Consider the following 12845-nt stretch of genomic DNA (forward strand, 5'->3'; position numbering starts at 1 on the left):
GTATGCTCTCGAACGACGTCCAGAAACGTCGTCGATAATTCGGGCGTCAGGTCGAGCTTACGCTTCCGCCCACCGCCTTTTTTCGGAGCTTATCCCCCGTCGCCTCTTCCGCTATGTCCAGGTCGGCCAGTCCTTGTCGGATCGTCTTGCTATCGATCTCAAACAACTGCGCGATGTACTGCTGGCCCCCATGCCCTAACTTGTCAGACTCCACCGCCGCGTACCGGCGACGATCCTTTTCCGATAGTCGCCGATAGAATTCCTTCATTCGCCGCTCTACGTCTTCCCGGTAATAGCCCACGCTGCATTCCCTTTGCTGTTTTCAGAACAACCAAGCAAGCAAGTGGCATGCCCGAGCGCACAGTCAAAACGGGAAGTTATTTCGTAGGCGTTCCCTGGGGCTCACGCCGCTATGACAACCGAGTGGCAAGGCCCTGAGGTCTCCCCCACCCGAGCGGATGGCGTTCATTCAAGAACGGTTCTATTATTTTCCACTGTTCGTTCGTCAGATCGGAATCGTAGGTTGCTCTGCTCATATAATAGATAGACAATGGCGTGTTTAAACGGATGGAATATTCTCCCGGGTCAGACAGGCCTCTCTTCCCGCCTTCCGGATGAGCAATCATTATAAATCAATAGGTTAGGTTTTTTAACACGCTCTGACGTTAGACACGGTTGCTCCCCCGCGCGGGGGGAGGGGAGATTCGTGAGTCGCATACGCGACTTTCACATTAATTCTTCAGCAATAGCCACACGCCCTCGATACCGTTGAGCACGAGATCCACGACGTCGGGTGCTAATCGGTCCTTGTGCTCCTGCCGCTTCGCCCGCAATCTGGCACGCTCGTTGGCGATCAGCGCTTCGGCAAGGGCCTGCGGGTCAAGGTTTGCCTGCCGGTTCGCTTTCTTGCCGAAGTCATCAAGTGCTTTCTGCACGGCGTCGGGGTCGAGAATGACGATCGGTGAACGGCAGTGATTGCAGACCTGGTCGCGACAAATATCGACCGGCGCGCCGCAACCGGAGCAGCGAATGGTCTGCACCTGGCGCGCGAGTTGATCGACTTCGGCGCCGTTGAGCAGACGAACGAAGCCCTTTTCGATCATGAATGCGGCAAATCCGGTGTAACGGCCGTGCCGTTGCGGGCAACGGTGGTAGGCAAAACGGCCGGCGCGCGTGCTGTCGAGGCAGGCCAGCAGCGACTGCTGGCAGCGCGGGCAGCGCAGCGGCTGGCGCCAAGGCTGGCGCGAGTCGGCAAAATGCTGGTGCAGCAGCCGGAACAGTTCGAGGACCCCCGCTGGCGCCAATTGCGCACTCTCATATTCGTCGAACCAGATGCCCTGGCAGGCGAAACAGAGATCCAAAGTGAGTTCGCCGCTGAGCTGGCGCTGGAATCGATGAACTGCCATCGGTACCTGGCAGCTCGGACATCGCGCAGCGTTGGTCGGAGGCGGGGAAAATGGCTTGGGGAGACTGGACATGGTGGCGAAGGGGCGAAGGCGGCAGGGGGTCAGTCGGCGGAGGCTCTGCGTTCAGCCCCGCAAGTGGTGTGAAACGATCAAAGGCGAACCAATGGGCCAGGTTCGGCGGTTCTACTGCATTCACAAAACGATGTGAGCCCGGCTGCTAGCTGTTGCTTTACATCGCTGCACGCTGCACGACGCGACGGATGTGTCGGACCCCCATCGCGGCGCTGATGACCACGATCGGAATCGCCACCCCGGTGACGACATCCGGATTGACATCGACGCCCGCCGCCTTGATTGCCTTGGTGATGTAAGCGATCAGGCCGACCACGTAATAGCTGACCGCGGCTACCGACAATCCCTCGACGGTCTCCTGCAGGCGCAGTTGCAGTCTGGCCCGCCGTGCCGTCGCGCTCAGGAGCGCCTGGTTCTGCCTTTGCATCGCGATGTCGACCCGCGTGCGCAACAATTCGCTGGCACGACCGACTCGTTCCGACAGGCTGTCCTGGAGCCTGGCCACGGTTTCGCAGGTGTTCATCGCCGGCATCAGGCGCCGCTCGACGAACTCGCGCAGGGGCGACAGACCTTCGACACGCACTTCCCGCAGTTCGACGATACGACGATCGACCAACTCGTGGTAGGCGCGCGCGGCGCAAATCCGACCCAGAGTCGATGAAATCGTGCTCTCGACGACGGCGGCGAGTTTGGTGAGCCGGTCGAGCAGCGCCGGTTCATCTTCGCTCCTGGCCTCGACCATTTCGTTGATCAGCGCCGCCAGTCGCTGATCGACATCGACCAGCACCGGCATGGTCGCCCGGGCCACCGGGAGGGTGAGCAGCGCCCTCATCAGATAGGTTTCGATCTCCAGCAAGCGCTGCACCATCCGTCCCGCCTGGCGCGGGGTGAGGCTGAAATCTTCGATCAGGAAGCGGCTGTAGCCATCCGCATGGATGCGAAAGTCGGCCCACACGCTGGCGACGCCGTCGCCGACACGTGAACCGACGAGCGGGTTGCCTTCGAAATACGTCGCCAGTTCCTCGTTGCCGGTCGCTTTCCTGGGGGCTTTTCGCAGCGCGACGTGCGCGGCCACGAGCACCTGCCCCGGCAGGCTCTCCAGCCAGTCTGGCGGGACGCTGGCGATCACTGGCCTGGCGAAGGGATCGTCGAACTCGCCCTGACGGAAGAAGGTGTAGCTGTTGCACTCGGTACGCCGCTCCCATTTGATCCGGAAGGTGCCGAGATCGGCCTGGAAGTGATTGACATCCGGCGCCGGGGGAGGCACGCCGTAGCGCGTGCACAGCTCGACGAGGCGCTCGTACTCGGCCTCCCGGTTGGCAGGGTCGGTGGCGAGGGCCAGATAGGATGCCTGCTCCGGAATGTTGAGCGTTTCCGGTAAGCGGGCATGCAGCTCGTAGTTGAGAGCAAAGCGTTGCGGATGATTCACTGCGGTTGCCATGCCATTCCTTCATCAATCTTGCAGGGGATTTCTGGCGAATAGTAACCGATGAGCTTTCTTGAACGCTACCCGGCGCCCTCGACACTCAGGCGTCGAAACGACGTACCCAGAACAGTTCATGGCGGCGGACGGCCTTGCGGAAAAATTCGTTTTCGCCGGTGGGCGGCCAGGAACGACCAGTGAGCACTTGCTGGATGCGCCGGCGCAGACGTTTCTTGATCGGCAGGCGGCCCTGCAGATCGTGCTGCATGGCCAATGCCATGGCTTTGTCGAGCTGCACCGCTTCGCTCAGCGTCGGGCTCCAGAGAGCATCGGCGGGCAGCGATGTGAACGCCGGCGGCAAGGCGATGCCGCAGCCGGCCGGTCCCATCGGCCAGCGGTCGTTGTCGTGCAGGTGATTGGCGTAGAGCAGGGCGATTTCGGGCTGCCAATTCGCCAGTTTTGCCGCCAGATCGATCGCCAGAGTGGTGGCGTAGTGATCGGGATGCGGGTCGAGCTGCGGGTGCGGCGTGACGACAATTTCCGGGCGAAAGTGTTCGAGCAGAGCAACCAGATCACCGAGCAGGTTCTTCCCCGAAGGCTGGCCATCGGCATCGGCTGGCAGTGGCAGCGGATTGTGGCAGCGCGCGCTGCGGATGTCGGACTCGCCCGATGCGCGGGAAGCAAAGGTTTCCGCGGCATCTTCGAGCATCGCCGATAGTTGCAGGCAGTAGTAACCGAGCTGCACGCAGCGCTTCTGCGGAACGTTGCCCCAGAGCGGTACGGCGATGCTGTCCCAACTGCGCAAGCGGCCTTTCAGCCTGGCCGCCTGCGCGGCATCGAGGTCGTAACGCTGGTACGCCTCTGCCTCGATCTCGCCCTGCGTCAGCGTCACGATGAGTACTGCGGACGCTCGGCTATAGAGGCCGAATGCCGCCAATTCGGCGTCATCGGCGTGCGGCGCGAGCACCATGATGCGGCGCTGCGCATAATCCGGGTTATGCAATGTGTAGAGCGTGGCGGTCGCCGGCAGGCGGCAGTGTCTCCCCTGGATCAGCAACTCGCTCCTGGCAAGCACATCGGCCTGTCCCGAGACATTCAGATAGCGCCGACCCGAGACACCGCGCTCGAAATCCTGCCGGTCATCGCCGAGCAGAACCTGCGGGTCGAGCCAGTAGCCGAGCCCGCTGCTGCGCAACTCGATTTCGAGGATCAAGGTCTCGCCAGCCGCCAGTGGCTCGCTCAACTGCACGCGGCCATCGCGCAGCGATACCTGCTGCCGGGGAGTATCGGGCGGGAAGCGGTACTGGTAGTCATCGTGTGGCGAATAGAAGAGATGATCGGCCAGCCAGGCCTCATGCGTGATCCAGCCGAGCAGCAGCAGGCCGGGCAGCAGCCACCAGGCGAGGAAAAAGCCAAGCACGACGAGCAGGAGCGCGGCCGAGAGTAGCAGATAGCGTTTCTGTCGGCGGTAGCGCGAGAGTAATTGCGGTTTACGTGAAAGCATGGCTGGCCTCGTGGAGGAATTCGCTGGCATCGCGGAGAAAACGTTTTCTAGATTTGATAGGCTGGCACGCGATGGCACCAGCGATCCTTGTATTCACGATCGGCGCGACCGAAGGAATAACGCAAGGGTTTGCCGAGCGCGCGCGCATCCTGCCAGGCGGCTTGCGTGTTGACGAAGCTGAGGACGCTGCCGGGGCTGAACTCTCTGCATTGCGGGTCTACACCGCCATTGATGTATTCGAGAGAAATCCACTGCGGGGCTTCGACGCGGTAGAGAATCTGGATGGCGATCGGCTGCGCGTTGCGCAACAGCACCGCGCCGGTCATGAATTCACGCAACAGCGTAAAGACTTCGCTCAAATGCGCAGCGCCACGCGCGGCAAAGCCCCAGCGGCGCTCGAACAAATCTGCGTAGATGGCGGCCTGCTCGGACGGCGAAAAATCGAGCATCGAACGAATGCTGCCCCCCGCTTCCTCGAGCAGACGCAATTCGCGGCGCTGGTTGTAGCGGAACTTCTTGCCGTAGTCTTCGGGTGGGCGCGCCAACGCCAGGCCCTGCGGCTGCGGCCGCAGCGTGCTGATGCGTGCGGCGTTCAGTTCGGAGACGTATGGCACTCGCAAACGCACCGGTACAGAGGCCTCGGCAGCGATCGGCAGGATGATCTCGGCATTGCCGAGATCGAACAGGCCGCGCTGCCCGCGCTTTTTGAGCACCACCTTGGACAGCGCCAGATAAGGCCCCCAGCAGGGAATCGCTGCCAGCAGTCGATCGCCGGCAAACCAGCCGAGGTAACGCACCGGTATCGCCGCCAGCCCCGCCAGCCGCTCGACGACGAGCGGATGCGTGGCGACGCTGCCACCGTACTGTTGCCAGGCCTGCGCGTAGCTCGCCGCATCGATCGGCGTCCAGCCACGCTCGCGCCAGGCGCGCAACAGCGTCAGCACGGGTCTCTGCCGGCAGCACGCGGCGCGCGCACTGCGACCAGGCGGGTGGCGTGCCAGGACTCTGCGCTGCACGCCGGTGGCTCCTGCCCCATGCTCCGATTGATCCCCAACGACTCGTCAAAACAAGAATGTACCGCTTTTTCCATGAAATCAGCTTAAAGGCATGCGCGACCTCAGGGCTTGGCGCATTCGCGGACGAGGCGATCCCCGGCGCGGCCGCAGGGCGTGGGGGTACCGGCTTGCGGGTGCGGGGTGCCGTCTTCGTCGATCTGCGCGGCCACGGTATCCCAACTGAGCAGGCCATGCTTGTCGAGGGTCAGGCGCAGCAGCCAGCCGGTCCGGGCTGCGGGGAGGTCAAAACCGTCAAAGACGAAGTTGCCGAGGCTATAGACAATCAGCTTGCCCTGGTAATACTCGATGTCTTGCGTCACATGCGGATGCCCGCCGACCACCAGGCTGGCACCGGCGTCGATCATCAAACGGGCCAGTTGCCGCTGCCGTTGGCTCGCCTGCCGTTCACGTTCCCAGCCCCAGTGCATGAAAGGAATCACCAGGTCGGCACCGGCCGCGCGCGCAGCGCGGATGTCGGCGACGACCTGGCTATCCTCGCTCCAGGCGATTCCCGGCCATTCGGCACCGGCTTCGAAGGCGCGCGGCTTGAACTCGTTGTAGGCCAGCACGGCGATGCGCAGGCCGCGCCGTTCGATCCACAGCGGACGGTGCGCCTCGGTCAATTGGCGACCACCTCCGAAGGTGGCGATGCCGTGGCCGGCGAGATGAGCGAGGGTTTCGAGAAAAGCCGCCTGACCGTAATCGCCGGAATGATTGTTGGCCACACCGAGCGCATCGAATCGCCCGCGCAGAACGGGCAGCACGCGCGGGTCGGCGCGGAAGCTGAAAATCTTGTTGTCGAGCGGTTTCCCGGTCGTGGCAATCGGGCATTCGAGGTTGCCGATGCGGTAGTCGGCGTCCTGCAGCAGCGCCGCGAAAGGTGCGAGCGGATCCCCACCGCGGTGGATCAGGCGGCCCGGACCATCGTCGAGCATGATGTCGCCGACGAAAATCAGACGGACGGGTTCGGCGCGCGCGCTTCCGGCGAGGATTGCCCCAGGTACGCCGAGCAGGATGACCAGCAGGCGCAAGCGGCCTCGCCAACTCATCGTGCCGGCCCGCTGCTGGGAGACCATTCGCACCAGTATTGCAGCTCGCCATCGCGGATCGGCTCATAGACCTGGTTGAGGCCAGTAAAGCCGAAGCCTGCGCCCTTGCCTGCGAGCGGCGGGTAAGGGTGTGTTGCCTGCTGGATCGGCAGCGGTCCGCTGTCCCGATCGGCAAAGACATAGAGCTTGATCGCCGCCAGGTCTGCCGGTTCTTTCTGAAAAACGATGCGAAAGAGGAAATACGAGCCGATCGGCTGCACCGGGACGGTGTAGGGCGAACTGACCGGCCGCGCTTCCAGATCCTGCGTTTCACCGCCGTAAGTGACGTGGCAGAGCAGCGTCTCGGCATGCACGGGCGCGGCAAACAGCAGGATGGCGGCGAGGAGGCGTTGGCAACGGTTGGGTATCATCGGCGAGTGGCGGCTGGAAAACTGACTGGCGTCGGTGTAGGGACGAGCGATGTGCCAGCCTATGGCTGCCGCTCGATCCAGGCTGCGATTCGCTCGGCCGCGGCTTCCCAGTGGGCGTCGAGCATCAGCGTGTGTCCGGCACGCGGAATCACCGCCACTTCGGCCTGCCAGTGCGCGGCAATGAAGCCCAGCCCTGCCGGCGGAAACAGGGCGTCCGCTTCGCCGCCGACGACCAGCACCGGCAGCTTCGGCCGGCGCCGGCCGATGTGCATCGCCAACAGCGTCAGGTCGAGGATGGCACGACGGGATTCGGACTGGAACAATGGCGCAAAGCGGAGCAGATTCTCGGTGCAGGTCTCCGGCGAATAGTAGACGTCGCGAATCGTCTGCAGCGTCTCCGGCGTGTACTCGCCGCGAGTCGCGCGCGCTTGCTGGTCGAAGAATGCAGGCTCGGTCAAGGCAATCTTCATCGTCGCGCCGAGAATGCCCGTCGGCGGGACCGGTGCCATCAGGACTGCAGCCTGCGCCTGCTGACGTTCGAGAAAGCGTTCGACGACGACGCTGCCCATCGAGTGCCCGATCAGGATCGCCGGCACATCGAGTTTCCGGGTCACCTGGGCGAGGTCTTCGGCATAATCGTCGATGCCGAAAGAGTGCAGATGCTCGCGGCCCTCGCTGGCGCCGTGACCGGAGAGGTCGAGCGCGTAGCAGTCGAAACCGCGACGGCTGAACCAGGGCAGAAAGTACGCGTCCCAGCAGCCGGCCGTGGCATAGCCGCCATGGACAAAAACGAGTGCTGGAAAACGCTTCGCGCCGACCGCCGGCCGGTGCAGAGTATGGATGCGGCGAATTTTCATGATCGATGGGAAAGTGGCACGGCGAGGCCTGCTGGCCGAATGCCGAAGGTTGGCAGTTGGATCGAGCGCTTTGGCAGCTTTGGATGCCAGACAGGAAGCTGACGATGGCAAGTATCGCAGGGTCTTGCCAGTGCAGGCAATCCCCATTTTCTCAATGGACGTTCGCTGTCGGCCTGGCATTCTGATCAACGCAGGCATGGAAGCGCTCCCACGCCATCTCCATCTCCATCTCCGGCGAACAGGCGCACAATGGCGATTGCTTACCGTCCACGGAAACATCACATGCAATTCCAGCCACGCATCCTCGTCTGTCTGGCCTCCGAGCAGATCATGCAGAACACCCTGCCCGCCCTGCGCCTGCGACCGGCGCAGGTGATCATCGCCGCCAGCGACTCCGAACCGGCGCTTCAGGGCGCGCTGCAGGTCAGCCGCGTCCTGCACGATGCCGGTTGGCCAGCGGATGCGGTACGCATCGTCGAGCACACGCCGGACCACGATCTCGGGAGCATCAGCCGCTACGCTCAGGATCTCGCCAGCGAGTTGCAGAACCAGCATCCGGGTCTGCCGATCGACCTCAATGCCAGCGGCGGTACCAAGGTGATGTCCTTCGGTTTTGTCGGTGCGCTCGCCGGACTGGGCGATGCCTGGTATTGCGATACCCGCCATGGTCTGCTCGAGCATCTGGGCGGCGGTGCGCCTTTGCTGCTGCCGGCCGACATGCTCAAGCTCGGCGAGGTGCTGCAGGTGCAGGGATATCGCGTCGTTGCCGACCCTACCTGGAACCCGACATTCGTGTGCGCCGCTGCCGCGCGCGCTGGTCTGACCGAGCGCCTGGTCCGTGAGGCACCGCAACTCAACGGCTTTTTCGGCTACGTCAACCGGCTGACCCGCGAAGCCTTGCCGCAGAGCCGTACGGACGGCAGCATTCTGCGCACTTTCCGTGACGAAATCCTCGCTCAGCGCCCGTTGTTCTCGAACAACCACGAACTGGCGCGAGCCTTTGAAGAGGCCGGCATCTGGGAGTGGGACGGCGATTGCCGCTTCCTCTTTGCCAGCGAGGCCAGCGCCAGGTATGCCGGAGGCGGCTGGCTCGAGGAATGGGCCTGGCTGACGCTGGCCGGGCTGCAGGCCGATGGCCTGATCCCCGACGGCCATTGGGGCACCAATCTGCGCGTCGATGCCGGACACGGCCTGCAGGAGGCAGCCAGCAACGAGCTCGATGCGGCACTGGTGTGGCGCAACCAGTTGCTGGTGCTCGAATGCAAGACCGGAGTGCAGATCAGCACCGAAGGCGGCAGTCAGTCGATCCTCAACCGCCTGGACAGCCTGCGTCGCCATGTCGGTGGCGCGATGGGCGAAACCTGGCTGCTCACCGCGCGGCGCTTGCAACAGGGCACCGGATCGGCGGCGCGGGAACGCGCGCGTGCCTACCGCATCCGCCTGATCGAGCCTGCACAGCTGGTCGATCTGCGGGCGGAAATCTGCGCCTGGATGGACATCGATATCGCTGCATAGCGCTATACTTCACAGGCTTTGCGTCAGCAAGTACCAGTTTTGCAGTCTTGTCAGGGATGTAGCCAATGAGAGCCGATGATCGAAGGTTATGGATGTGGGCGGAGGCACTCGATCTGCTGCAGGGCGGAGAGCGATTGCAGCGCCGCTTTCTTGCCCTGGAGAGCCTGCAGTCGGTGCCCTGCTGGGAACCATCGGTCGATCTGTACGAGAACGGCGACGAACTGAGACTGCTGGTGGCTCTGCCTGGCGTCCATTTCCGGCAGGTCGAAGTCGTCCTCGATGAAGCTGGCCTGGTCGTACGTGGTACGCGCCCGATACCACAGGCTTTGCGTCGGGCAACGATCCACCGCCTGGAGATTCCCTATGGGCGCTTCGAGCGCTGGATAGCGCTGCCGCCAGGAAACTACCAGCTGCACGAGCAGTTCCTGGAGGACGGCTGCCTGGTGTTGGTGCTGCGCCACCTGCGAGACGAAAATGCGATCTGACCGGACAGACGCGAGTCGCAACGCACTCGCGACCGGCGCTGGCGTCCTGGTGATCCCGGACGACGCGATGGTCATCGTTCCGGTACGCAACGTGCTGCTTTTTCCCGGCATGATCCTGCCGCTCACCATCAGCCGCGAACAGTCGATGCTGGCAGCGCAGCAGGCGGTCAAGACCGAGCGCCCGGTCGGTGTTCTCCTGCAGCGGGATGCCGAGGTCGAAGTGCCGGGACCGGATGATCTTTGCCTGGTCGGTACGGTGGCCAACATCCTGCGTTATGTGACCCTGCCGGATAACACGCATGTCATCGTCTGCCAGGGGCTGCAGCGATTCCGCGTCGTCGAGTACCTGCCAGGCTATCCTTTCCCGGTGGCGCGTGTCGGGCGGATGGATGAACCCGACGCGACAGACAGCCAGATCGAAGCGCGCATGATCCAGCTCAGGGAACGCGCGCTCGAAGTCCTGCAGTTTCTGCCGCAGGTCTCACAGGAACTGGTCGGTGCGGTCAAGAGCATTACCCAGGCGGGGGCTCTGGCCGACCTGGTGGCGAGCGTCGCGGAACTGAAAATTGCCGATCGGCAGAGGGTCCTGGAAAGCATTGATCTGCAGCGGCGGCTCGACATCGTTCTCGATTGCCTGCTCGCGCGCCTGGAAGTGCTGCGACTTTCACGCGAACTCGACGAGCGTACCAAGGCGAACATCGATCAGCGTCAGCGCGAATACCTGCTGCGCGAGCAGTTGAAGTCGATCCAGAAGGAACTCGGTGAAGGGGAAACCGGCAACAGCGTCGAGATCGAGGCGCTGCGCAAAGCCATCGCCGAAGCCCAGATGCCCGAGGAGGTGGCAAGTCAGGCAAACAAGGAGCTGCAGCGCCTGGCGCGCATGTCGGACGCTTCGGCGGAGTACTCGATGGTGCGTGCCTATCTCGACTGGCTGATCGAGTTGCCATGGCGGGCACCCGAGCCGGATCGGATCGAGATTGCCGAAGCCCGTCAAATCCTCGACGCCGATCATTTCGGCCTCGACCAGGTCAAGAAGCGTATCGTCGAGTTTCTCGCGGTGCGCAAGCTCAACCCGAGCGGGCACGGACCCATTCTGTGCTTTGTCGGCCCGCCCGGAGTTGGCAAGACCTCGCTTGGCCAGTCGATCGCCAGAGCGCTGGGACGAAAGTTCGTGCGCGCATCGCTCGGCGGCGTCCACGATGAAGCCGAAATCCGCGGCCACCGGCGCACCTACATCGGCGCCCTGCCCGGCAACATCATTCAGGCGATCCGCAAGGCCGGATCGCGAGGCTGTGTGATGATGCTCGACGAGATTGACAAGCTCGGTGCCGGTATTCAGGGTGACCCTTCGGCCGCCCTGCTCGAAGTGCTCGATCCGGAGCAGAACAATACCTTCCGCGACAACTATCTGGCCTTGCCGTTCGACTTGTCCCGGATGCTGTTCATCACCACCGCGAATGTGCTGGACAACATTCCGGGGCCACTGCGTGACCGCATGGAGATCATCCAGTTGCCCGGCTACACACAGGAGGAAAAGCGGGAGATCGCCCGGCGTTATCTCGTCGGACGTCAGATTACCCAGAATGGCCTCCAGGAAGGTCAGATCGAGTTTTCGGAACAGGCACTCGTGGCGATCATCCGCGATTACACGCGCGAAGCCGGCGTGCGCTCGCTCGAGCGGGAAATTGGCGCGGTGTGCCGACGCGCCGCGGTGAACATTGCCGAGGGCAAGATGCCGTCGATGCGGGTCGATGAGGGCGATCTCGCCAGCATACTCGGTCCAGGCAAGTACGATAACGAAGTCGCCTTGCGCACCGGTCTTGCCGGAGTGGCCACCGGGCTGGCGTGGACGCCGGTCGGTGGCGACATTCTGTTCATTGAAGCCAGCCGTACGGCGGGTGACGGCAAGTTGATCCTCACCGGGCAACTCGGGGAGGTGATGAAGGAATCCGCACAGGCAGCGCTGACCCTGGTGAAAACGCGTGCAGCAGACCTCGGCATCGATGCCGGCAGCTTCGAGAAAAGCAACGTACATGTGCATGTGCCGGCGGGGGCGATCCCCAAGGATGGTCCGAGTGCGGGCGTGGCGATGTTCATCGCGCTGGCCTCGCTGTTTGTCGACCGCCCGGTCCGCAACGATACCGCGATGACTGGCGAGATCAGCCTGCGGGGACTCGTTCTGCCAGTGGGCGGAATCAAGGACAAGGTGCTCGCCGCCATGCGCGCCGGGATTCAGCGGGTGCTGTTGCCGGCAAGGAACCGCAGGGATCTCGATGAAGTGCCGCAGGAGGCGAAGGAGCGACTCGAATTCATCTTCCTGGAAAATGTGGACGATGCGGTCCGGCATGCCATGCGGCAATGAGTCGGCGGGACGCGCTGCGTCCTGGCAAGGTGGATCTCGTTTTTTTTCCTGGAAAATGCCATCGGACGACCTATCATGAATGTGTCAGCAGGCTGTTTCCTAAGGGTTGCGGTGCTGGCAATACCCAGGGTGGGCAGAGTGTGAAGAATGGGTGGTTTTCGCCTGTCGCCGGGGTGACATTTTCATTGAGGAGTTTTGTCATGAGTAGCAGATCCATTCCCCCCGGTTATCAGCCGGTTCGCCATGATCGCCTGTTGCAGGAAGCGCAGCATGACAGCTACAAGAGCCGGGGAAAACTTCCGGAGCCTACCATCTGCGCGCATTGCGGCGCCGTTTTCCATGCTGGCCGTTGGCAATGGGGTATCTCGGCAGCAACCGATGCGCATCGGGCAAGCTGTCCGGCCTGCCAGCGCGTGCACGATCATTGTCCGGCCGGGTTTGTCTTCCTTGCCGGCGCCTTCCTGCAGGCGCATCACGAGGAGATCTTGCACCTGGTGCGCAACGAAGCCGAGCGTCAACGTGCGGAGCATCCCTTGAAGCGGGTGATGGCCATCGACGAAGCCGAGGGAGAGGTTCGGGTCAGCACCACCGACATCCATCTCGCGCGCGCCCTGGGTGAAGCCGTGCATCACGCGTACCAGGGCGAACTCGAATTTCATTACAACCCGCAGGAAATGCTGCTGCGCGTTCATTGGTCGCGATGATCG

Annotated in this window: 12 protein-coding genes; 4 read left to right on the forward strand and 8 right to left on the reverse strand. The window is 63.0% G+C overall.

All coding sequences use genetic code 11. From position 1 onward, the window contains the following. Positions 1 to 46: 46 nt before the first annotated feature. From E4Q08_RS00325 to E4Q08_RS00360, 8 genes are all read right to left on the reverse strand, one after another. Complete coding sequence (locus E4Q08_RS00325; protein ID WP_169068945.1) at positions 47 to 301, reverse strand: hypothetical protein; 255 nt, start codon at positions 299 to 301, stop codon at positions 47 to 49. A 430-nt stretch (positions 302 to 731) separates the two neighbouring features. Continuing rightward, complete coding sequence (locus E4Q08_RS00330; RefSeq protein ID WP_169068946.1) at positions 732 to 1478, reverse strand: zf-TFIIB domain-containing protein; 747 nt, start codon at positions 1476 to 1478, stop codon at positions 732 to 734. Positions 1479 to 1635: 157 nt separating this feature from the next. Next, positions 1636 to 2919, reverse strand: a complete 1284-nt coding sequence (locus E4Q08_RS00335) for a DUF3422 family protein (protein WP_169068947.1) — start codon at positions 2917 to 2919, stop codon at positions 1636 to 1638. 85 nt (positions 2920 to 3004) lie between these two features. Continuing rightward, the gene (locus tag E4Q08_RS00340; RefSeq protein ID WP_169068948.1) at positions 3005 to 4405 is read right to left on the reverse strand and encodes a PIG-L deacetylase family protein; all 1401 of its coding nucleotides are present in this window, start codon (positions 4403 to 4405) and stop codon (positions 3005 to 3007) included. A 47-nt stretch (positions 4406 to 4452) separates the two neighbouring features. Continuing rightward, a complete protein-coding gene (locus E4Q08_RS00345; RefSeq protein ID WP_169068998.1) occupies positions 4453 to 5349 on the reverse strand; it encodes a GNAT family N-acetyltransferase in 897 nt (298 codons plus the stop codon). Positions 5350 to 5522: 173 nt separating this feature from the next. Continuing rightward, on the reverse strand, positions 5523 to 6509 hold the full coding sequence (locus E4Q08_RS00350; protein WP_169068949.1) for a CapA family protein: 987 nt from the start codon (positions 6507 to 6509) through the stop codon (positions 5523 to 5525). Further along, entirely contained in the window at positions 6506 to 6919 is a 414-nt protein-coding gene (locus tag E4Q08_RS00355) for a hypothetical protein (protein WP_248594603.1), read from the reverse strand. The genes E4Q08_RS00350 and E4Q08_RS00355 overlap by 4 nt, the downstream gene beginning before the upstream one ends. Before the next feature lie 59 nt (positions 6920 to 6978). Continuing rightward, positions 6979 to 7776 carry an alpha/beta hydrolase gene (locus E4Q08_RS00360; protein ID WP_169068950.1) on the reverse strand — a complete coding sequence of 266 codons (798 nt, stop codon included), beginning with the start codon at positions 7774 to 7776 and terminating at the stop codon, positions 6979 to 6981. Positions 7777 to 8058: 282 nt separating this feature from the next. Here E4Q08_RS00360 and E4Q08_RS00365 point away from each other — a divergent pair, with 282 nt between their 5' ends. The 4 genes from E4Q08_RS00365 to E4Q08_RS00380 all read left to right on the forward strand — a co-directional run bounded on the left by E4Q08_RS00365 (position 8059) and on the right by E4Q08_RS00380 (position 12842). Further along, a complete protein-coding gene (locus E4Q08_RS00365; protein WP_169068951.1) occupies positions 8059 to 9291 on the forward strand; it encodes a Card1-like endonuclease domain-containing protein in 1233 nt (410 codons plus the stop codon). Between the two features lie 65 nt (positions 9292 to 9356). Continuing rightward, the gene (locus E4Q08_RS00370) at positions 9357 to 9776 is read left to right on the forward strand and encodes an Hsp20/alpha crystallin family protein (protein WP_034916575.1); all 420 of its coding nucleotides are present in this window, start codon (positions 9357 to 9359) and stop codon (positions 9774 to 9776) included. Continuing rightward, on the forward strand, positions 9766 to 12138 hold the full coding sequence (gene lon, locus E4Q08_RS00375; RefSeq protein WP_169068952.1) for an endopeptidase La: 2373 nt from the start codon (positions 9766 to 9768) through the stop codon (positions 12136 to 12138). The genes E4Q08_RS00370 and lon overlap by 11 nt, the downstream gene beginning before the upstream one ends. Positions 12139 to 12338: 200 nt before the next feature. Further along, the gene (locus tag E4Q08_RS00380; protein ID WP_034917343.1) at positions 12339 to 12842 is read left to right on the forward strand and encodes a BCAM0308 family protein; all 504 of its coding nucleotides are present in this window, start codon (positions 12339 to 12341) and stop codon (positions 12840 to 12842) included. Positions 12843 to 12845 lie beyond the last annotated feature (3 nt).

The sequence above is a fragment of the Candidatus Accumulibacter contiguus genome, assembly GCF_012940005.1.
Lineage (GTDB): Bacteria > Pseudomonadota > Gammaproteobacteria > Burkholderiales > Rhodocyclaceae > Accumulibacter > Accumulibacter contiguus.